General features: G+C 68.2%; 18 protein-coding genes and 1 pseudogene. 6 read left to right on the top strand and 13 right to left on the bottom strand.

What is annotated here, in order from left to right; all coding sequences use genetic code 11:
- The 3 genes from gudD to ACQEVO_RS22485 form a co-directional block, all read right to left on the bottom strand.
- Nucleotides 1–1,347, bottom strand: coding sequence for a glucarate dehydratase (gene gudD / locus ACQEVO_RS22495; protein WP_432916413.1), 1,347 nt, complete (start codon nucleotides 1,345–1,347; stop codon nucleotides 1–3).
- Nucleotides 1,344–2,765 (bottom strand): MFS transporter, encoded by a 1,422-nt coding sequence (locus ACQEVO_RS22490; protein WP_432916410.1) that lies wholly within the window; start codon nucleotides 2,763–2,765, stop codon nucleotides 1,344–1,346. The genes gudD and ACQEVO_RS22490 overlap by 4 nt, the downstream gene beginning before the upstream one ends.
- Before the next feature lie 127 nt (nucleotides 2,766–2,892).
- The gene (locus ACQEVO_RS22485) at nucleotides 2,893–3,876 is read right to left on the bottom strand and encodes a LysR substrate-binding domain-containing protein (protein ID WP_432916407.1); all 984 of its coding nucleotides are present in this window, start codon (nucleotides 3,874–3,876) and stop codon (nucleotides 2,893–2,895) included.
- 105 nt (nucleotides 3,877–3,981) lie between these two features.
- Between ACQEVO_RS22485 and kdgD the strand changes: the two genes are divergently transcribed.
- Nucleotides 3,982–4,896, top strand: coding sequence for a 5-dehydro-4-deoxyglucarate dehydratase (gene kdgD / locus ACQEVO_RS22480; protein ID WP_432916404.1), 915 nt, complete (start codon nucleotides 3,982–3,984; stop codon nucleotides 4,894–4,896).
- A complete protein-coding gene (locus ACQEVO_RS22475) occupies nucleotides 4,897–6,486 on the top strand; it encodes an aldehyde dehydrogenase (NADP(+)) (RefSeq protein ID WP_432916401.1) in 1,590 nt (529 codons plus the stop codon).
- 258 nt (nucleotides 6,487–6,744) lie between these two features.
- Here the strand turns inward: ACQEVO_RS22475 and ACQEVO_RS22470 are convergent, their stop codons facing one another.
- Nucleotides 6,745–7,581, bottom strand: a complete 837-nt coding sequence (locus tag ACQEVO_RS22470; protein ID WP_432916398.1) for an oxidoreductase — start codon at nucleotides 7,579–7,581, stop codon at nucleotides 6,745–6,747.
- Nucleotides 7,582–7,669: 88 nt separating this feature from the next.
- Between ACQEVO_RS22470 and ACQEVO_RS22465 the strand changes: the two genes are divergently transcribed.
- The 3 genes from ACQEVO_RS22465 to ACQEVO_RS22455 all read left to right on the top strand — a co-directional run bounded on the left by ACQEVO_RS22465 (nucleotide 7,670) and on the right by ACQEVO_RS22455 (nucleotide 11,018).
- Nucleotides 7,670–8,590 carry a LysR substrate-binding domain-containing protein gene (locus ACQEVO_RS22465; protein WP_432916395.1) on the top strand — a complete coding sequence of 307 codons (921 nt, stop codon included), beginning with the start codon at nucleotides 7,670–7,672 and terminating at the stop codon, nucleotides 8,588–8,590.
- Between the two features lie 152 nt (nucleotides 8,591–8,742).
- Nucleotides 8,743–10,332, top strand: coding sequence for an AMP-binding protein (locus tag ACQEVO_RS22460; RefSeq protein ID WP_432916392.1), 1,590 nt, complete (start codon nucleotides 8,743–8,745; stop codon nucleotides 10,330–10,332).
- 251 nt (nucleotides 10,333–10,583) lie between these two features.
- Nucleotides 10,584–11,018 (top strand): hypothetical protein, encoded by a 435-nt coding sequence (locus tag ACQEVO_RS22455; protein WP_432916389.1) that lies wholly within the window; start codon nucleotides 10,584–10,586, stop codon nucleotides 11,016–11,018.
- A gap of 486 nt (nucleotides 11,019–11,504) precedes the next feature.
- Here ACQEVO_RS22455 and ACQEVO_RS22450 read toward each other — a convergent pair.
- From ACQEVO_RS22450 to ACQEVO_RS22420, 7 genes and pseudogenes are all read right to left on the bottom strand, one after another.
- Nucleotides 11,505–11,621: pseudogene (locus ACQEVO_RS22450) on the bottom strand (type II toxin-antitoxin system prevent-host-death family antitoxin); the annotation flags it as partial.
- A gap of 57 nt (nucleotides 11,622–11,678) precedes the next feature.
- Nucleotides 11,679–12,392, bottom strand: coding sequence for a TetR/AcrR family transcriptional regulator (locus ACQEVO_RS22445; protein WP_432916386.1), 714 nt, complete (start codon nucleotides 12,390–12,392; stop codon nucleotides 11,679–11,681).
- A gap of 11 nt (nucleotides 12,393–12,403) precedes the next feature.
- Entirely contained in the window at nucleotides 12,404–13,603 is a 1,200-nt protein-coding gene (locus ACQEVO_RS22440; RefSeq protein WP_432916383.1) for a thiolase C-terminal domain-containing protein, read from the bottom strand.
- A 201-nt stretch (nucleotides 13,604–13,804) separates the two neighbouring features.
- Nucleotides 13,805–14,959: a thiolase domain-containing protein gene (locus tag ACQEVO_RS22435; RefSeq protein ID WP_432916380.1), complete on the bottom strand. Its 1,155-nt coding sequence runs from the start codon at nucleotides 14,957–14,959 to the stop codon at nucleotides 13,805–13,807.
- Nucleotides 14,956–16,026, bottom strand: a complete 1,071-nt coding sequence (locus ACQEVO_RS22430; RefSeq protein WP_432916378.1) for a lipid-transfer protein — start codon at nucleotides 16,024–16,026, stop codon at nucleotides 14,956–14,958. The genes ACQEVO_RS22435 and ACQEVO_RS22430 overlap by 4 nt, the downstream gene beginning before the upstream one ends.
- Entirely contained in the window at nucleotides 16,019–16,492 is a 474-nt protein-coding gene (locus tag ACQEVO_RS22425) for a Zn-ribbon domain-containing OB-fold protein (protein WP_432916375.1), read from the bottom strand. The genes ACQEVO_RS22430 and ACQEVO_RS22425 overlap by 8 nt, the downstream gene beginning before the upstream one ends.
- Nucleotides 16,492–16,950 carry a DNA-binding protein gene (locus ACQEVO_RS22420; protein WP_432916373.1) on the bottom strand — a complete coding sequence of 153 codons (459 nt, stop codon included), beginning with the start codon at nucleotides 16,948–16,950 and terminating at the stop codon, nucleotides 16,492–16,494. Before ACQEVO_RS22420 ends, ACQEVO_RS22425 begins: the two co-directional genes overlap by 1 nt.
- 223 nt (nucleotides 16,951–17,173) lie before the next feature.
- Between ACQEVO_RS22420 and ACQEVO_RS22415 the strand changes: the two genes are divergently transcribed.
- Nucleotides 17,174–18,709: an aldehyde dehydrogenase family protein gene (locus ACQEVO_RS22415; protein ID WP_432916370.1), complete on the top strand. Its 1,536-nt coding sequence runs from the start codon at nucleotides 17,174–17,176 to the stop codon at nucleotides 18,707–18,709.
- Nucleotides 18,710–19,015: 306 nt separating this feature from the next.
- Here ACQEVO_RS22415 and ACQEVO_RS22410 read toward each other — a convergent pair whose 3' ends face one another.
- Complete coding sequence (locus tag ACQEVO_RS22410; RefSeq protein ID WP_432922910.1) at nucleotides 19,016–19,693, bottom strand: VTT domain-containing protein; 678 nt, start codon at nucleotides 19,691–19,693, stop codon at nucleotides 19,016–19,018.
- Nucleotides 19,694–19,819: 126 nt separating this feature from the next.
- Nucleotides 19,820–20,326, bottom strand: a complete 507-nt coding sequence (locus tag ACQEVO_RS22405; RefSeq protein ID WP_432916367.1) for a glycine-rich domain-containing protein — start codon at nucleotides 20,324–20,326, stop codon at nucleotides 19,820–19,822.
- Nucleotides 20,327–20,901 lie beyond the last annotated feature (575 nt).

Raw genomic sequence — 20,901 nt, 5'->3', positions numbered from 1 at the left:
TCAGCGGCTCAGGGCCGGTCGTTTGCTGTCGAAGGTCCAGCCGGGGATCAGGTACTGCATGGTCGCGGCGTCGTTACGCTCACCCAGGCCCTCCCGCTGATACAACTCGTGCGCGGCGGCCACTCGGTCCTCGTCGAGGTCGATACCCAGTCCGGGGCGCTGCGGAACGGTGAGTTCGCCGTCGACGATCCGGTACGGGTCGCGGGTGAGGCGCTGCCCGTCCTGCCAGATCCAGTGTGTGTCGATGGCCGTGATCTCGCCGGGCGCGGCGGCCGCCACCTGGGTGAACATGGCCAGTGAGACATCGAAATGGTTGTTGGAGTGCGATCCCCAGGTCAGCCCCCAGGCGTCGCACAGCTGAGCCACCCGCACCGAACCGGCCATCGTCCAGAAATGCGGGTCGGCCAGCGGAATGTCCACCGCCCCGGTGCGTACGGTATGCCCGAGTTCGCGCCAGTCGGTGGCGATCATATTGGTGGCGGTCGGCAATCCGGTGGCCCGTTTGAACTCGGCCATCACCTCGCGACCCGAGAACGAGCCCTCGGGGCCGACCGGGTCCTCGGCGTAGGCGAGTACATCGCGCAGGTCGCGGCACAGCGGAATCGCCTCGCGCAGCAGCCAGCCGCCGTTGGGGTCGAGGGTGATCCGGGCGTCCGGGAACTCCTCGGCGAGCGCCCGTACCGCCGCGGCTTCCTCGGGTCCGGGCAGGACGCCGCCCTTGAGTTTGAAATCGCGGAAGCCGTAGCGCTGCCGGGCGGCCCGGGCCAGCGCGACCACGGCGTCCGGGGTGAGGGCTTCCTCGTGCCGCAGCCGCATCCAGTCGTCGGCGTCGGCGGGTTCGTCGGCGCCGGATCGGTAGGCCAGATCGGTGCGGGCCCGGTCGCCGATGAAGAACAGATAGCCCAGCGCCGGCACCCGCTCGCGCTGCATACCTTCGCCGAGCAACGCGGCGACCGGTACTTCGAGGTACTGGCCGAGCAGGTCGAGCAGCGCCGATTCCACCGCGGTCACCGCGTGCACGGTGACCCGCAGGTCGAAGGTCTGGTTACCGCGGCCGCCGGCGTCGCGGGCCGCGAAGGTGCGGCGGATATCGGCCAGTACGGCATGGTACTCGCCGACCGTCCGGCCGAGCACCAGGTCGCGTGCGTCGGAGAGGGTCGCGCGGATCCGTTCGCCGCCCGGCACTTCACCGACGCCGGTGCGGCCGTCGGAGTCGGTGAGGATCACCAGGTTGCGGGTGAAATAGGGGGCGTGGGCGCCGCTGAGATTGAGCAGCATGCTGTCGTGGCCGGCGATCGGCACGACGCGCATATCGGTGACGCGAGGGGTGCGGGTCGGGGTGGTCATGCGCGTTTCTCCAGGGTGGTGACGGCGCCGGTGCGGCCGGTTTCGGGGACCGGGGCCGGCGATTCTGTGGTGGTGGGGGAGCCGGGCCCGGGCGGCTCCGGCGCGGGATGGGCGAGTTCCTGCCGATTGCCGGCCCGGCGGACCAGCAGCACCGAGGCGGCCGCGAGTACCGACGCCGCGGCGAGTGCGTACAGACCCCAGGTCACCTCGCCGGTGGCTTCCTTCACCAGCCCGAACCCGTACGGTGCGACGAACCCGCCCAGGTTACCGATCGAGTTGATGATCGCGATGGCGGGCGCCAGCACCAGCGGATGCAGACCGGACTGCGGGATGGACCAGAACAGCGGCGAGGCGCTCTTGAAGCCCATCGCGGCGATGCACAGGAATACCAGCGCGAGCCACGGTGAGGCGATGGCGGCGAAATAGGTGCCGACGGCGGCCGTCAGCAGCGCGATGATGAGCAGCGGTTTGCGGTTGCCGGTGCGGTCGCCGATCCGGGCCGAGAAGTACATGGCGACCACCGCGCAGATCCACGGCAGCGAGGAGAGCAGGCCGACGGTTATATCGTTCACCCCGTCGATGCGCCGGATGATCGAGGGCAGCCAGAACGTATTCGCGTAGATCGACAACTGGATCGCGAAGTAGATCCAGCAGAAGAGCATCAGCTTCGGGTCCAGCAGCATGCGCCAGCGGGAAGCCCGATGCGAGACACCGGAATTGGCCGCTTTATCGGTTTCCTCGGCGGCGATCGTGTCGACGAGCGCTTTCTTCTCGCCCGCGGTGAGCCATTTCGCGTCCTTGATATGAGAATCCAGGAAGGCGTAGGCGATGATGCCGACGATTACCGATACCGCTCCCTCGATACCGAACAGCCACTGCCAGCCGTGCAGTCCGAGGGTGTCGTCGAGTGACAGCAACGGACCGGAGAGCGGGCCGGAAATGGCGGCGGCGACCGAGGACCCGGCCACGAACAGCGCGGTGGCGCGGCCGCGATGACTGTTCGGTAGCCATTTGGCCAGGTAGAAGATGACGGCCGGGAAGAAACCGGCCTCGGCCGCGCCGAGCAGGAAGCGCAGCACATAGAACATGGTGGCGTTCTGCACGAACATCATGGCGGCCGAGACCAGGCCCCAGCTGACCATGATGCGGGTGAGCCAGATTCGTGCCCCGTACTTTTCCATCATCACGTTGCTCGGCAGTTCGAACAGCGCATAGGCGATGAAGAAGACACCGGCGCCGAAACCGTAGGCGGCGGCGCCGATACCGACATCGGCCTCGAGATATTCGCGGGCGTAGCCGATATTGGAACGATTGAGCTGATTGCAGATCAGCATGATGATGAACAGCGGTACGACGCGTCGAAAGAATTTCGACACAGCGGACTGGAGTTCCGCCGTCTGCTGTTGAGTGAACGGCATCGTTCACTCCTTTCGGTCGAACCACCACCGCGCTCACGGGGTGCCGTGGAAAAAGGTCGGATGAGGGCGGGTGACTCGCCTCACAGACAAAATGTAAAGAGCACGGGTGATTCCCGTCCAACACTAATTACGGATGAATTGATACAGGAAAAGTATCGGGATTTCCCTCCCGCTGTTCGGCGGCCTCGTCGCGGTAGTCGCCTGTCGGCCAACCGTCGGAGGCTGGGGTATCCGCCACCGCCAGCTCCGGCATGAGCCGCCCCAAGGCGGGATTCTCGTTCCCCTGCCGCCACACCAGGTCCAGTTCGACCAGCGCGCCCACCTCGGCGAGCGGCCGGTACACCACCTGATCGAACCGCATCCCCGCCGCCGATTCGGGTACCAGCGCCACACCCCAGCCCAGGTTCACCAGGGCGAGGATGCTGTGCACCTGGGTCATGTACTGCGTGACCACCGGGACCACGGCCGCCGCGTGCAGCACCGAGGTGACCAGTTCGTGGAAGTACCGCGCCTCCACCGGTGCGTGCATCACCATGTCGACACCGTGCAGCGCGCCCACCGGCAGCGCGCCGGTGTCCTCGGCGAGCGGATGTGCGGCCGGTATCGCCGCGATCAGGCCCTCCCGGACGAAGGTGCGGGTGCGCAGGTCGGGCCGGGTGACCGGCGGGCGGACCAGGCCCAGGTCCAGCGCACCCTCCGAGAGCGCCTCCACCTGGTCCATCGTCACCATCTCGCGTAACTCCACATCGACATCGGGCAGCGCCGCCCGCGCCGCGGCCAATACCCGGGGCAGCCCGGAGTGCACGCTCGCCCCGGTGAAGCCGAGGCGCAGGACCCCGCCGGTGCCGGCCGAGACCCGCCGGACCGAGAGCGCGGCCCGTTCGGCCTGCTGCAGCAGGCGGCGGGCGTCGAGCAGGAAGGCACGACCGGCGCGGGTGAGTTTCACGGTGCGGTTGGAGCGGTCGAACAGTTCCGCGCCCACCTCCTTCTCCAGGAGCTGGATCTGCCGGCTCAGCGGCGGCTGGGTCATCCGCAGCCGTTCGGCGGCGCGGCCGAAATGCAATTCCTCTGCCACGGCGACGAAATGGGTGAGCTGGACAAACGTGAACATCCGATACCGACCTTGTATTGATAGATATGTAATCAGTGTTGGACGTGAATCATAAATGGTTCCTAGGGTGAGGTCAGCAGGTCCCCCCGAACAGGAGCGCACGCCATGACCACTGCCTCTCCGCAGGAAATCGCCAGGAAGCTGGGCTCCGGCCTGCTGTCCTTCCCGGTCACCCATCTGCGGGCCGACGGCTCCTTCGACGAAGCCGCCTACCGGGAGAACATCGCCTGGCTCGGCGGCTACGACGCCTCCGGCCTGTTCGCCGCCGGCGGTACCGGCGAGTTCTTCTCGCTCACCCCGGCCGAGGTCGAACAGGTCGTCACCGCCGCGGTGCGGGAGGCGCCCGAGGGGCTGCCGGTGATCGCGCCCGCCGGATACGGCACCGCGACCGCGGTCGAGATGGCTCGCTCCGCCGAGCGCGCCGGCGCCCACGGCATTCTGCTGCTCCCGCCCTACCTCACCGAGGCGAGCCAGGAGGGGCTGGTCGAGCATGTGCGGCAGGTGTGCGCGGCCACCGACCTCGGCGTGATCATCTACTCCCGCGCCAATGCCGCCTACTCGGAATCGGCGGTGGCCGAACTCGCCGACCGCTGCCCGAACCTGGTCGGCTTCAAGGACGGCATCGGCAATATCGAACAGATGACCCGGATCTACGCGGGAGTGGGCGACCGCCTCACCTATGTGGGCGGGCTGCCGACCGCGGAAATGTTCGCGCTGCCCTACCTGGCGCTGGGAGTCACCACCTATTCCTCGGCGATCTACAATTTCGTTCCCGAATTCGCGCTCGCGTTCTACAACGCCCTGCGCCGCGGGGACACCGCCTTCGTCCTGAACGCGCTGAACGAATTCGTGATCCCGTACTGCGATCTGCGCAACCGCAAACCCGGGTACGCGGTGAGCATCATCAAGGCGGGTATGAAGGTGGTGGGCCGCCCCGCGGGCCCGGTCCGCAGCCCGCTGACCGACCTCGACGACACCGAACTGGCCGAACTGGCCGACCTCGTGAAGAAGGTGAGCTGAATGACCACCGCCGAACTCCTCACCGGCGCCAATCTCGTCGGAACGGCCGAGATACCCGGCACCACCGGAGCTTTCCGTGCGGTGAACCCGGCGACCGGTGACACCCTCGAACCGGAGTTCCGGGAGGCCGATACCGCCATGGTCGCTCGCGCCGCTGCGGCGGCCTGGTCGGCCTTCGACGAATACCGGGCCACCGATTTCACCCGCCGCGCCGCCTTCCTCGACAGCATCGCGAGCGAGATCGAGAAGCTGGGGGATGCCCTGGCGCAGCGGGCCATCGCCGAATCCGGCCTGCCCGAGGCGCGCATCCGCGGTGAGATCGCCCGTACCACCGGCCAGTTGCGGCTCTTCGCCGACGTCGTCCGCGAGGGCAGCTGGACCGGCGCCCGGCTCGACCGGCCGGATCCGGCGCGCACCCCACTGCCCAAACCCGATCTGCGCCAGCGCCGTATCCCGCTGGGCCCGGTCGCGGTGTTCGCGGCGAGCAACTTCCCGCTGGCCTTCTCGGTGGCCGGCGGCGATACCGCCTCCGCGCTCGCGGCCGGGGCGCCGGTCGTGGTGAAGGCGCATCCCTCGCATCCCGGGACCTCCGAGCTGGTGGCACGGGCTGTGCTGGCAGCGGTCCGTGAACACGAGTTGCCCGAAGGGACCTTCGCGCTGCTGCACGGCGGTGTCGATACCGGCCTCGCGCTCGTGCGCGACCCGAATATCCGCGCGGTCGGCTTCACCGGCTCCCGCCGGGCCGGGCTCGCACTCACCGCGGCCGCGGCCGCCCGCCCGGTACCGATTCCGGTATTCGCCGAAATGTCCAGCGTGAACCCGGTATTCATACTCCCCGGTGCGCTGGCCGAACACGGCGCCCGGCTGGGCGAAGAGTTCGTAGCCTCGCTGACCACCGGCGTCGGCCAGCTGTGCACGAGCCCCGGCCTGGTCTTCCTGGCCGACGGCCCGGGTGCCGGCGAATTCGTCGCCGCGGCGCGGGCGGCGGTCGGGTCGGCCGCCGGTGCGCCCATGCTCAACGCCGGTATCGCCGAATCCTTCGCGGCGGGTGTCGAGCGGCTGACCGGAACCGCCGGGGTGGAACTCGCGGCGAGCGGCACCGCGGGCACCACGAGTTGTTCCGGTGATCCGCATCTGTTCGTCACCACCGCCGAACGGTTCCGCGCCACCCGCGAACTGCAGGACGAGGTCTTCGGCCCGAGTTCGATCATCGTGCGTGCGGCCGATCCGGCCGACCTGCTCGCCCTCGCCGACGAGCTGGAGGGCCAGCTCACCGCCACGGTGCACGCCACCGCCGCCGACCGCGCAACGGCCCGGCCGCTGGTGGGCAAGCTGGAACTGATCGCCGGACGGGTGCTGTTCGACGGTTGGCCGACGGGTGTGGAGGTCGGGCATGCCGTCGTCCACGGCGGCCCGTTCCCGGCCACCTCCGCGCCCGCCACGACCTCGGTGGGGACCCGTGCCATCGAACGGTTCCTGCGCCCGGTGAGCTACCAGAACGTGCCGGAGGAACTGCTGGCCGAGGAGATCCGCACGGATAACCCGCTGGGGATCTGGCGGCGCGTCGACGGGGCGGTCACCCGGGACTGACCCCGGCTGCCCAGCGCTCTCGACATCGGAAGTCCCGGTCGGTCCAGGGGTGCTGCCGTCGTGCGTGGCCGGCTGGGGCTGGGTGTGCGTCTCGATAGGGGTCCCCGTGGCGACCGGGTAGTGCCGGCTCCCACGAAGCGCTGCCTGCGAAGGGGCGCCGTGGACGGATGGTCCGCACGGTGGTTCGCGGCGGGACCGTCCGCCGTGTGCGCCCGGTGTCGAACGGCCGATGGCCGGGGATTGTGCTGCGCCGCGGACTCAGTCGAAAGCCGTTGCCCGCGTGACCTTCTCCCAGGCGGTAACTTCCGCGCGGACTCCGTCGAGGTGGCCGAGCACCGTATCCACGGCATCCTCGCCCAAGGGCAGGTGCAGCGGGGTGTGGTCGGCGTCGAGCGCGGCCCGGATGGCGGCGGCGGCTTTGGCGGGATCGCCCGGCTGGGTGCCGTCGCCGTTCTCGACCATCCGGCGCGTGGTCCCCGCGGTCTCCGCGTATTCCGGCATCTCGGCGCTGAAGTAGGCCGCGCCCGGCCCGAACAGGCCCGTGCGGAACGCGCCGGGTTCCACCACCAGCACGCGGATCCCGAACGGCGCGACCTCGTCGGCCAGCGCTTCCGCATAGCCCTCCAGGGCGAATTTCGTGGCGCTGTAGGCCGAGAAACCCGCGAACGACATCTGCCCGCCGACACTGCTCATCATCACGACGGCGCCCGAGCCCTGGGCGCGCATCCCGGGCAGGACGGCGCGGGTGAGTGCGGCCGGGCCGAAGAAATGCAGGTCGAACAGGTCGCGCAGTTCCCGGTCGGTGGTTTCCTCCGCGGCACCCACCTGTGTCCGGCCCGCATTGTTGACCAGGACGTCGATACGGCCGTGCCGCGCGGTGATATCGGCGACGACGGTCTCGATCCGGGCGGTATCGGTGATATCGAGAGCGACCGGATCGATCTGGTCCGGATAGGCCGCGACCAGATCGTCGAGGGCGGCGGTGCGGCGGGCCACCGCGACCACGGTATCGCCGGCCTCGATCGCGGCCTCGGTGAGCGCGCGGCCGAAGCCGCTGGTCGCGCCGGTGATCAGCCAGATCTTGGGATTGCTCACGGTTCGTCTCCTCATGGTTCGTGCTTCGGGAACGATCTTGCGGTGTCGCCGGGAAACTGTCCAAGACCCGGTGTGATAACCGTTGGTTATGGATGTCCACGGACGCGAGCTGCGCTATTTCGCCGCGGTGGCCGAAGAATTGAACTTCACCCGCGCGGCCCAGCGCCTGTTCGTCTCGCAGCCGGCGCTGAGCAAACAGATCCGGGCGCTCGAACAACAATTGGGCGCCCCGCTTTTCGACCGGACGGGGCGCTCCGTGCGCCTGACTCCGGTGGGGGAGGCGCTGCTGCCGCACGCACGCCGCGTACTCGCCGCATGGGACGCCGCCCGTGCGGAGGTGGAGCTGGTGAAGGCCGGCCAGCGGGCGACCCTGACGATCGGCATCAGTACCAGTCCGGGCCGGGGTCTGCTCCCGGCGGTCCGGTCGCGGTTCGCGGCCGCGTACCCGGCGGCCAAACCGGTTTTGCGCCAGGTCGGCTGGACGGATCCGAGCACCGGCCTGGCCGACGGATCCAGCGATGTCGCCTATGTCTGGCTGCCGTTGGCCGAGGCGCGGCGTTACGACTGGGTCGTGGTGGCCCGCGAGCCGCGAGTGGTCGCCCTGCCGGAATCACATGAGCTGGCCGGCCGCGACATCGTCGATTTCACCGAGCTGCTCGACGAGCCGTTTCTGGCCCTCCCGGAATCGGCGCCCGCGCTGCGCAACCATTTCCTGGCGGTCGACGAGCGCGGTGGGCGGCCTCCGATCATCGGTGGCGAGATATCGGGTACGGAGGAAACCTATGAGTCCGTCCTGAACGGCGACGGCGTGGTGCTGCTGGCGGCCGGCAACGCTCCGTTGATCGCGCACGCGGGTGTTGTCGTGCGACCGGTGCGCGGGATCGGCCCGAGCGAACTGGCGCTGGCCTGGCGGCGCGCGGACGAACGGCCCTTGGTGCGCGGCTATGTGGCTGCCTGCCGATCCGTGCTGACCGGTATGTCCGGGTCCGGGGATCCGGCCCCCGGATAAAGTAGAACGTGTTATAGTTTTCGCGGTTTGCGAGCCTCGGACGAGGTCCCGGGACACGGCGCCCCCGCGGGGTGGTCGCCGGTCCGGGACCGCGCCGGGGCCACGGTCACTTCGCTGGGCCGCTCGTGCGAGCAGGCTCGAAAGGCAGACGAATGAACACTGAACCGCACGTCGACGAGAGCGCCCTCCTGCACCGCGAGCCCTTGGCGGTGGATCTGCTGGGCAAGGCTCTCGAGCGTTATGCCGACCGCACCGCGGTCCATATCGATGACGCCACCCTGACCTATCGCGACGTGCGTGATCAGATCAGCCGGTTCGCGCAGGCGCTGGCTTCGGCCGGCCTGGGCGTCGGATCGCCGGTGGCCGTGCTCTCGGCCAACCGGCCGGAGGTGATCTTCGCCCAGGGCGCCAACAACGTGAACGGCTCCCGGGCCATGGCGCTGCACCCGATGGGGTCGCTCGACGACCACGCCTACGTCCTCGAGGATGCCGGGGTGGAAACCCTGATCTTCGACCCCACCGGTTTCGACGAGCGGGCCGCGCAGTTGCGGGACAAGGTTCCGGCACTGCGGAACCTGTTCTCGTTCGGCCCGTCCGAGGCGGGCACCGACCTCATCGAACTCGCCGCCGGTTTCACCCCCGCGCCGCTGAAGGGTCCCGATGTGGACCCCAACGAGACCATGAGCCTCGCCTACACCGGCGGTACCACCGGTAAGCCCAAGGGCGTGGAGATGAGCTTCCGCGGCAGCACCACCATGCTGCGGATTCAGATGACCGAATGGGAATGGCCCGACGAGGTCCGCTTCCTGGTGTGCACCCCGCTCAGTCACGCCGGCGCCGCCTTCTGGAACCCCACCGCCCAGCAGGGTGGCTCGATCGTGGTGCTGCCGTACTTCCATCCCACCAAGGTCCTCGAGGCGATCGAGAAGTACAAGATCACCGCGACCATGCTGGTACCCACCATGCTGTACGCGCTGCTCGACAGCCCCGATCTCGACAAGTACGACCTGTCCAGCCTGCAGACCGTCTTCTACGGCGCCTCCGCGATTTCGCCGACCCGGCTCGCCGAGGCGATCCGCAAGTTCGGGCCCATCTTCTTCCAGTTCTACGGCCAGGCCGAGAGCCCCATGACGATCTCGGTGCTGCGCCGCGGCGACCACGACCTGGACAAGCCGGAGCGCCTCGCCAGCTGCGGGCGCCCGGTGCCGTGGCTGAACGTCGCCCTGCTCGACGAGAAGGGCAACGAGGTGCCCCAGGGTGAACCGGGCGAGGTGTGCGTGCGTGGCCCGCTGGTGATGAACGGCTATCTGAACAAACCCGAACAGACCGCCGAGGCAACGGAATTCGGCTGGCTGCACACCGGGGATATCGCCCGGCAGGACGAGGAGGGTTTCCTCTACATCGTCGACCGTAAGAAGGACATGATCGTCTCCGGCGGTTTCAACGTCTACCCGCGCGAGGTCGAAGATGTGCTCTCGGCACATCCGGCCGTCAGTGCGGCCGCGGTGATCGGGGTGCCGGACGAGAAGTGGGGCGAAGCGGTGAAGGCCGTGGTCGTGCTCCGTGACGGACAGACCGTCGAGGTCGAGGAATTGCAGGCGCTGGTCAAGGATCGCAAGGGCGCGGTGTACACGCCGAAGACCGTCGATTTCGCCGACAGTATCCCGGTCAGCCCGCTGGGCAAACCGGACAAGAAGGCCTTGCGCGCCCAGTACTGGGGCGAGGGCCGGCAGGTCAACTGAGCATTGCCGGCACGGCCGGGCGGGGCCCTGCAATCCGCCCGGTCGCACGGCGATTCGGTCCGTCGTTATCACACCGATGCCGGCGAAACCTTGGACCCATCCGGTGAACCGGATCAGACTGGGTACCGCCGTTGAGGCGCGTCGACAACGAACCATCGCAGCACTGACACGCTGGACACAGCTCCACGACAACAGCTCGCGAGCGGGCCATCCGGGTCCGCACGATGGAACCAGTTGGGATGTGATCAACGATGACTACGACCCAGAGCAGTTCCCGCACCAGGCGCCGGGCCGTCCGCGGCGCAGCCGCCGTCACCGGCCTCGGCGCCGTCGCCACCGCGCTCGCTCTCGCGGCCCCCGGCGCCGGTGCGGTACCGCAGAACGTGGGCGCCGATGCGGGCCGGAGCATGGGCATCACCACGCCCTTCGGCACCACCTGCTCCTACCAGGTGCGGGCCGCGGTCAACAACAACACGCAACCGGTGACCTTCCGCGACAACGGCGTGGTGGTCGGCTTCAATCCGCCGGTCGCGACACCGAACGGCATCATCGCGACCACCACGTGGACCCCGCCGAACCCGGGAACCCATTTCATCAGCGCCGAACAGGGCGGCGTAACCGTCACCAGCGCACCCATCGAGGTCCGCACCGGAATCAACGCGGGCACCGGTTGTGCGGTGCCCTGATCCGGACCGGACAATCGACGCACCGGTTTCGCGCCCGGCAGTGATAGCGGGTCCGTCGAATCCGGCACTCAGCGGCACCAGGCGGCGGGGAGTCGGCGAAGCGGCCACTCCCCGCCGCTGTCGACCGGCCCGGTCAGCGGCGACCCCTACCGCCCGTAGATGTCTCGACGATGTCCCGCGGATACGGCCAGGATGATCAGTTCTACGCAATCACCCCAATAGGGTCGTCACCCAGCAGAGTGAGGGCGACCAGCAGGCGTAATGCGTCTTCCTGCGGGATCGCCCGGAGTGCGCGTCGCGCCACGGGAGTCCATGCGCTCGTATTTCACGCGCCGGCGTCTTTGTCGGAGGCAAGCACCTCGTCCATCATCTGGCCGAGCGTGATGCGTTCGGGCTCACCGCCTTCGGCAAGGGCTTCGTCGGCCATACGGCCGAGCTGCTCGTCTTCCCATGCTCGACTTCGGCAAGCATGAACAGTGGAATGACCGCGGCTGCCGGTTCGCCGCCGCGCGTGATGACGGTGATATGCCCGTCTCGGCTCGCGGCGTTCACGACGGAGGTCAGTTGTGCGCGAGCCTCGCGGATACTCAGCCGATCGTCCACCCTGGGAGGGTACACGCGGATGTACCGGGGATATCGTTCGGTCGAGGAGCTCGCTGCTCAGCGGTCGGGTGGGCCGGTGAGGATCGCGGTGACCGTGTCGATGAGTTCGGTGAGCAGTTCGGCGGGGGAGAGGCGGGTGCCGCTGAGCGCGAGCATGCCTTGTAAGCCTTCCGGGTCGCCCAGGGTTTGGAACGTGAGGTTCATGGCCTGGGTGAGGCGGAAGCGGATGGTGCGCGGCGGCGTATCCGGGGCGACCCGTTGCAGCAGGTCGTTGAAGCGGCGGGCCTGCGGGGCGAAACCTTCGGTGAGCCGGGTGAGCGCGGGGTGATTGCTGCTCATGATGCCGGCGACCAGCCGGATCCACGGCGTTCCGCCGGCGGCTGCCAGTTCGCCGACCGGGCGGACGAACGCGTCGGCGAGGGCGCGGGCATCCGGCGCCCCGGATTTCTCCACGGCGTCGAGCAATTCGGCGCGGCGGGTGTGCAATTGCTCGCTGCGGCGGCTGATCAGCGCTTCGACCAGGGCGTCCTTGGAGCCGAAATGGTAGTGGACCGAGGCGACGTTCGCGCCGGCCTCCGCCATCACCGAACGCAGGGACACCGCGTCGATACCGCGTTCGGCGAACAGGCGTTCGGCGGCGAGGATGAGACGTTGATCGGTGGGGAGATCGGGATCCGGTGCGAGGGAATTGACGATCTCGGTTCCCGGTTGCGCGTGCGGGGGTGCGGGCGGGCGTTCGTCCCGACCCGTCCGCACCCGGCTTCGCGTCATGACCGAGAACTCTAGGAGACGGCGCCGGGCGCGCCGTAGAGGGTCACCACACAGGCACCGCCGAGCCCGAGATTGTGCGCCAATCCCAGCCGCGCGCCGTCCACCTGCCGGTCGCCCGCCGCGCCCCGCACCTGTGTAACGAGTTCGGTGCACTGCGCCAACCCGGTGGCACCCAGGGGATGCCCCTTGGAGATCAGTCCGCCCGACGGGTTCACCACCCAGCGGCCGCCGTAGGTGGTGGCACCGGATTCGACCAGTGCACCCGATTCACCTTCGCCGCACATACCGAGCGCCTCGTAGGTGAGCAGTTCGTTGATCGAGAAGCAGTCGTGCAGTTCGAGGACGTCGATCTCGTCGATCCCGACCCCCGCGGCCTCGAGCACCCGCTGCCCGGCGATACGGGCCATGGGCGCGCCCACCACATCGATCATCGAACCCGATTCGAAGGATGCGCCGGTATCGGTCACCAGCTCCTGGGCCAGGATCGGCACCGCCCGGTCGAGTCCGTGTTCGCGGACGTAGCGTTCGCTCACCAGTACCGCCGCGCCGGCGCCGTCGGACATGGGGGAGCACTGGGAGCGGGTGAGCGGATCGGAGACCAGCTTGTCACCGAGCACCTGCTCGAGGGTGTAGGCGTCCTGGAACTGGGCTTTCGGGTTGCGGGTGGAATGTTCGTGATTCTTCACCGCGACCTGGGCGAGCTGCTCTCGCGTCGTCCCGTACCGCTTCATATGTTCATTGGCGGCGGCACCGAAGAACTGCGCCGTCATCGGGGCGGCGCCGAAACCGGCGGCCGCTTTCAGGGCGTCCATATGCCAGTCGACCGTGGTGACTTTCGGGACCGATCCGTCACCGGACATCGCCTGTTTGGTCATCTGCTCGAACCCGACCGCGAGCACGATATCGGCCAGCCCTGCCTGGACCCATTCCCGCGCGAGCACCAGAGCGCTCGACCCGGTGGCGCAGTTGTTGTTGACGTTCACCATCGGGATCCCGGTGAGCCCGATCTCGTACAGCGCCCGCTGGCCCGCCGTGGACGGCTGGAACACATAGCCCACGGCGGCGCGCTGCACCCGGTCGTAGGTCACTCCGGCGTCGGTGAGCGCCTGGTTCACCGCCTCGGCGACCATCTCGGGGTAGGTCCAGTCCCGGGACTGGATCTTCTCGAACTTCGTCATCCCGACACCGGCGACATATACCCGCTCGGTCATGGTCTCTCCTCGTCTGTGCGGGTCCTGTGATCCGCGATAGTGCCGTCCCCGGTCCGCGCCTGCTCGGGGCCGGCCGGGGGTAATCGGATTCGCCGTCTTCCTGCGTGCGCGGGACGGGCGGTATGCCGGCCGGGGCGGAGTTCGTCCGTCCGTGCGGCTCCGGAAGTGGCCGGGTGGTCATAACACCGGTGTACCCGGCGGTCAGGTTTGCGGGGGCTCGGAACCGACCACCCACAAGGCGTGGAACTGGGCGGCCCCGCCCATCGCGTGTCCGACGGCCAGCCGCGCATCGGGCACCTGGTGTTCGCCCGCGGTCCCGCGCACCTGCATGGCCGCCTCGGCGAAACGCAGCAAACCGGTTGCGCCGGTGGGATTTCCGGAGAGCACACCGCCGGAGGGATTGATCGGAAGCGACCCGCCGAACGCGGTCTGCCCGGAATCGACCACCTTCCATCCCTCGCCGACCTCGGCCAAGCCCACGTTCTCGAGCCAGATCGGCTCGAACCAGCTGTAGGGGATGTAGAGCTCGGCGGTATCGATCTCGCGCGCCGGGTCGGTGATCCCGGCCTGCCGGTAGGCGTCGGCGGCGCATTGCCGGCCGGCCTCCGGATTCACCTCGTCGCGCCCGGCGAAATGCCCGGTCTCGGTCCGCCACGACATGCCGTGGATCCAGGCCGGTGGGCGCCCGGTGTGGTGGGCATCGTCCTCGCCGGTGATCACCACCGCGCACGAACCGTCCGAGGAGGGGCACGATTCCAGGAATCGGATGGGATCCCACAGCATCCGCGATTCCCGCACCTGCTCGACGGTGATATCGGGCAGCTGGATATGGGCGTACGGGTTGCGGGTGGCGTTCAGCCGGTGGTTGACCGCGATCTGCCACCCGATGTGCTCGGGTGCTTCCGATCGGCGGATGTACTCCCGGATCACCGGAGCGAAATGCGCGCCCGCCCCCGCGCCCAGTTGCGCGCTGAACGGCAGCCCCCGGGAAAGCGCCCAGGTGAAATCACCTTCCGACTCTTTGGAATACGCGACCACCAGTACTCGCCGCGCCAGTCCGGCCTGCACCAGATGGGCCCCGTAGATCGCCGCGTGCCCGCCGACGCTGCCACCGGTGAACACCCGGGTCACGGGCAGCCCGCGCGCCCCCATGGCATCGGCCAGATACAGCTCCGGGTTCATCACCCCGTCGAACAGATCCGGTGTCTTCGACAGCACGATGGCGTCGATATCGCCGAATTCCAGTTCGGCGTCGGCCATCGCCTCGTCTACCGCCTCGCGCACCATCGCACCGATGGTGACCTTGCGTTTCTTGGCCTGTTTGCTCTGGCCGATTCCGACGACCGCGAGTTTCATCGGTCTCCCTCCAAAAGGCAGATCATGTTCTGCTGGAGCGCGGGCCCGCTGGTGGCATGCGCCAGGGTGCGGTCCGCGCGACCGCTCAGGATGTGCCGGGCGGCGTCGCCGATCCGGATCAGTCCGGTCGCCGTGGTGGGCCGGGCGACCAGCGGTCCGCCGCCGGGATTGATTGTCGCGCCGGATAATTCGAGTGCCTCCGCAAGCAGCGGTTCTTGATAGCTGTACTCGGTGTGCAATTCGGCGATATCGACGTCGCGGGCGGCGAATCCGGCCTGCCGGGCCGCCTTGGCCGCCGCGATACCGACGGTGTCGGCGCGGGTCAGATCCCGGGTGCCCGGATAGTGCGAATCCATCCGGTGATCGGCACCGCGCACCCAGGCCGGGCGCTGCGCCAAACGCCGGGCGGTATCACCGGCGGCCAGCACCAGCACGGCGGCGGCATCCCCGATGGGCCCGCGGTCGTGCTCGCGCAGCGGCGACGCCAGATAGGGCGCGGCCAGCAATTCGTCCACCGTGACTTCACCCGAGACCTGGGCGGCCGGATTACCCATCGCACCGGCCCGGGCCCGGGCGACCACCTCGGCCATCTGCTTCTCGTCCAGTGCACCGGCCGCGATCAGCGCCTGCGCCTGGAGCGCGGCGAGCGCGTCCTGATGTGGCCGCAGCGGTGCCAGGAAGTAGGGGTCGAGCTGGGTCCCGGCCACCTGGTCCAGGTCGTGTGCCAGTGATCCGCGCCCGACGCCGTAGACCACGGCGATCTCGCCCTCGCCGAGTTGCAGCCACGACCACGCCTCGTAGGCGGCCCACGCCGCGTCCATCTCCACATGCGATTCGGAGATCGGCGGCCACGCGCCCACCGCATCGAGCGATTCGATATAGGCGAACGTCCGTCCCTCGTGGAAATCGTGACTGCCGGACGCCCAGAAATCGACCTCGGTGCGGTCGATCCCCGCCGAGGCGAGGGCTTCCCGCATCACCGGCAGCAGTATTTCGGCCATATCGTCGCGGCGATCGGCCGCCGTACCCGGTGACTGTGCGAATGCCACCACCGCGATATCACGCATCGGAACCTCCCGTGACCGGCCGGTAGTAGCGAATGCTGTTCATGGATGTGTCCAGGTCTTTCTCGGCGCACCACACCGGTTCGACCCGCATACCGATATGGACCTCGCTCAGTTCGACATCCCGGATCAGGTGCATGAGGGTGGTGTCCGCGCCGTCCACCTGGATATAGGCGACCAGGTACGGCGGGTCGATCGTCTGGCCGGGGAACGGGAAGTTCACCACGCAGAAGGTTTTCACCACACCGGTGCCGCCGAGTTCGAACGGCTCGGACAGTTCGACGAGGCAGCGCGAGCAGAACTCCGGCGCGGGCAGGTACACCCGCTCGCAGGTCCCGCAGCGGCGGGCCAGCAGTGTGCGGTGTTTCAGCCCGCGCAGGAAGGTCGACCGGCCGGTGCCGGCGACGAAGGTGTAATCCACCTTGTGCGGGCTGGTGAACGATTCCACCGGGGTGGGCAGGGTGCTCATCACGCCTCCACCGGTTCGAAGCAGACGATATCGCGGATACTGCCGACCCGTTCCGCCCGCCAGCGCGGGCGTACCCGCAGGCCGGCGGACAGCCGGGCCGGGTCGCCGCCGGTATCCACGGCGTGGAACAGGGAGCCTTCGGTGCCGTCGATGGCGATCAGCGCCCAGGCGAAATGATCGGCGTCGATCTCGTCGCCGGGCCGGGTGGGTACCCAGGTCCAGTGCGCGACCGTGCCGAGGGGTTCCAGCCGGACCAGTTCACCTGTGGGTGCCGAGGTGGCCGGGTCGAATTCGAGGGCCGGGCACAGCACAGCTCCGGATTCGGTACGCACCCCGTACAGTTCGCCGTCGCGCAGACCGCCGAGGAACGTGCCGATCTTCTCGCCGACCGTCCGGTTGTACGGGAATTCGATGGTGTACGGCGCGGTGAGACTCGCGCCCGGGGATTCGGCTGTCATCGTTCTCCTGCGGCTCGGGTGCGCGGTCGGGCACACTGCGACCGCGCCTCGATCGTGACCCGCGTGACCGCCGATGTCAATCACTTGATTGAATCAATTGATAGATCGGGCCGCCGCCGCGGCCGGGCGCGTGGGTGAACCTTGCTGCACGGCGCGCGGCCATGACGTAAGCTCCGGATTAAAGTAGAACCTGTTCCAATTCCTCGGGTGAGGAGAGATCACCATGGCCATCGTTGAACAGCTGGAGCCGACCGCCGACGGACGCCGCCGGCTCGAGCTGCGCAGCCCCGCGACCCGCGAACGCGTCGGCGAAATCGAGGTGAGCACGGCCGACGATGTCGCCGCGGCGCTGGCCACGGCCCGCGCCGCCCAACCGGGCTGGGCCGCCCGGCCGGTCAAAGAGCGCGCCGAGATCATCCGCAACGCGGTCTCGGTGCTGCTGAAACGCCGCGACGAGATCGTCGAGACGGTGATGCGGGAAACCGGTAAACCACGCGTCGAGGCGCTGGCCGTGGAAATGGTGCCGGCCTGCGATTTCCTGAACTACTGGAGCGGGCGCGCCCCCAAGGATCTGGCCGACGAGAACCGGCGCCTGCACGGCTATATGCTGCCGCTGAAGAAGCTGGTCATCAACTACCAGCCGCTCGGCGTCGTCGGGGTCATCACGCCCTGGAACGGCCCCTTCATCCTCTCGCTCAACCCGATCGCCCAGGCGTTGCTCGCCGGCAACTCGGTGGTGCTCAAGCCTTCGGAGGTCACTCCGCGCTCGGGCGAATGGGCGGTCAAGGTCCTGCACGAGGCCGGTGTGCCCGAGGACGTCCTGCAGGTCGTGCACGGCGACGGCGAAACCGGCGCGGCCCTGGTGAACGGCGATATCGACAAGATCTCCTTTACCGGCAGCGTCGGCACCGGGAAGAAGATCGCCGCCGCGTGCGCGAGCCGGCTCATCCCCTGCACCCTCGAACTGGGCGGTAAGGACGCGATGATCGTCTGCGCCGACGCCGACCTGGACCGCGCGTCGCTCGGCGCGGTGTACCTGTCGATGTTCAACACCGGGCAGGTCTGCGTGGGTGTCGAGCGCATCTACGTGGTGGAGAGCATCGCCGACAAGTTCATCGAAGAGGTGCGCAAACGCGCCGCCGAGGTCACCTACGGTCCCTCCGGGCAGGACGTGGGCCCGCTGTTCTGGGACCGCCAGCTCGAGATCGTGGAAAAGCATGTCGAGGATGCCAAGGCCAAGGGCGCGACCGTCCTGCTCGGCGGCGAATCCGATACCGCCCAGGGCGTGTTCTTCAAGCCCACCGTGGTTGTCGATGTGACCCACGATATGGACATCATGCAGCAGGAAACCTTCGGCCCGATCGTCGCGATCATGCGCGTCCGGGACGAGGAAGAAGCTGTGCGGATGGCCAACGACTGCCAGTACGGGCTCAGCGGCAGCGTGTTCACCAAGGACAAGGCCAAGGTCATCCGGTTGGCGAAACAGCTGAAAACCGGATCCGTGGTGCAGAACGACGCCTCGGTGATCTACGGCGTCGCCGAGGCACCCTTCGGTGGTCGCAAGGACAGCGGGATGGGTCAGGTGAACGGCCGCGACGCGCTGCGCGGTTTCGCCCACCCGCAGCCGGTGCTGCTGGATCGCTGGGGCCTGAAGAAGGAGAACATCTGGTACCCCTACAGCGAGGCCACCGCCGCCACGCTGGAGAAGACCATCGGCACCCTGTTCGGCAACAAGCTGCTCCGCCGCCTGGTGCGCTGAGATCGCGGCCCGGCCGCCGGAAACGTTCGCGCGGCCGGGCGACTTCCGCACGGTGCTGTGTACACGCCGCGGCCGCCCGGGATATCCCGGGCGGCCGCGCTGTTGTGTACGGGTCCGAGGCGCACTGCTGACGCCGGCTCGGAGGCAGTCGCAGAGGTGCGCGCGGGAACGGCCGAACGACGCGGCCACCGAATGCTGGGAACAGCATGCCGAGGTGCGGAGGTCCGTGCCGAATGCGGCACCCGGTGCGCCCGGGGTCGGCGTCCGTGCCCACCCGCCCGCAGGTATGGCCGAAGGGCGTGCGTATCAGGCGGCGGGGTGGTCGACCGGTTCGTCGCTGTCCTTCGGCGCGGAGTTCCCCGTCCGTCCCGACCGGTACCGCTTGAACACCTCCCACACGATGGGCAGCACCGACACGGCGACGATCAGCAGGAAGATGTAGTCGATATTGTCGCGCACGAACTCGATCTGCCCGAGCAGATAACCCAGCATCGTGACCCCCGCGCCCCACAGCACACCACCGAGCACGTTGTAGGTGAGGAACACCGAATACTTCATCTTCGCCGCGCCCGCCACCAGCGGTGCGTAGGTGCGCACAATGGGCACGAACCGGGCCAGCACGATGGTGATCGGCCCGTGCTTCTCGAAAAACGCGTGTGACTCGTCGATATAGGACTTCTTGAATATCTTCGCGTCGTTGCTCTTGAACAACGCCGTTCCGCCCCGTGACCCGATCAGGTATCCGACCTGGTCGCCGGCGATCGCCGCGATCGGAATCAGTACGAGGAGTACCCCGATGGGCGCGAAGGGTTCGATTTCGGTCGACTTGGACGCGGCGATGAGCCCTGCGGTGAACAGCAGTGAATCACCGGGCAGCAGAGGGAACAGCAGACCCGATTCGATGAACACCACGAGGAGTAGGCCCAGCAACACCCAGGTGCCGAACGAATTGAGCAGATTCACCGGGTCGAGGAAACCCGGCATCAGGGCAAGTTCGGTGGTGACCGCTGCGGCGGCTGAGTAACTCACCCCGCCGAAGATACCGCAGGAGAATACGCCCTTGGTTTCCGGATTGCCCGTTTCGGGCGTATTTAGCGGAACGGTAGCCGGTCAGTGCCCGTGCGCGCGCTCGCGCAGTGTGGCCTCGATCTCCGCGACCCGCTGCGCCGGGATGCCCCAGGGGTCCGGCAGCCCGAGCCGGGAGTCCAGATCCCACAGCACGCACTCCTCGGCGGGCCGGGCGGCCAGCGACCAGGCCACGACGGTTCGCCCCAACTGTCCCGCCATATCACCGGCGTCGGTGGGCCCCGCGCCGTCCGGATGGTGGTGCAGGAACCGCCCATAGGCCCGATCGCAGAAATCGGCATAGCGCCGGGTGCACAGGATGAACCCGTGCCACGCCTCGTCCACCGCCCGCGACGGCATCCCGATCACCTGATCGTCGGCCAGCGCCGGCCCGCAGCAGCGCAACCACTGCCGCAATCCGGTGGCCACGAGGTCGCGTGGTTCCCAGGGGCAGGTCTTGTACACGGCCTCGGGAAGTTCGAGTTCACGAACAGCCTCTTCCACGGTGGCGGGATCGATACGGCGGCGCCGGGATCGGGCGAAAGTGAACACACCGCCATTATCCGGGCGCGCGGGAGGTCGTGGTGCCCGGCCCGGGGCGGCATCCGATGGGGTCCGCATACCGGCCGTCTCCCCGGCCTGACCGTGTAAGCCGGTGCGCCGCCGCACCGTTCGTCGCTACCGTGGAGTCATGGATATCTTTCTGGGGTTCTTCGTCCTCTTGATGATGGGCCTGCTCTGTGTGGGGGTGATCGTGGGACTCGTCCTGCTGATCAGCAAGGCGGGCTCCGGCGTACGCCGGGGGACGGGTGCCGGGGGCGGAAGGCGACCGGGCGGCTGGACCTATAACAGTGGTTCCGGCGCTTGGAGTTCCGGTGACAGCGGATCGAGCGGCGGCGGAAGCAGCTGTGGTGGTGGGAGCAGCTGCGGTGGCGGCGGTGGGGGAGGAGGCTGCGGTGGTGGTGGCGGAGGCGGTGGTTGCTGATCAGGCGGCCGACGCGTCTCGCAGTGCACGGCATCGGAACAGGTGGCCGATGGCTTCGCGTATGTTCCGTCCGCCGGTGAAATGGATGTAACCGATAGTTGCGTGTATTATTCGGTAGAGCGCGCTCGGGAATCCTGCCGGC

It is taken from the genome of Nocardia sp. CA-290969 (assembly GCF_050936135.1).
Lineage (GTDB): Bacteria > Actinomycetota > Actinomycetes > Mycobacteriales > Mycobacteriaceae > Nocardia.
This window is presented reverse-complemented; position numbering and strand designations above follow the sequence as displayed.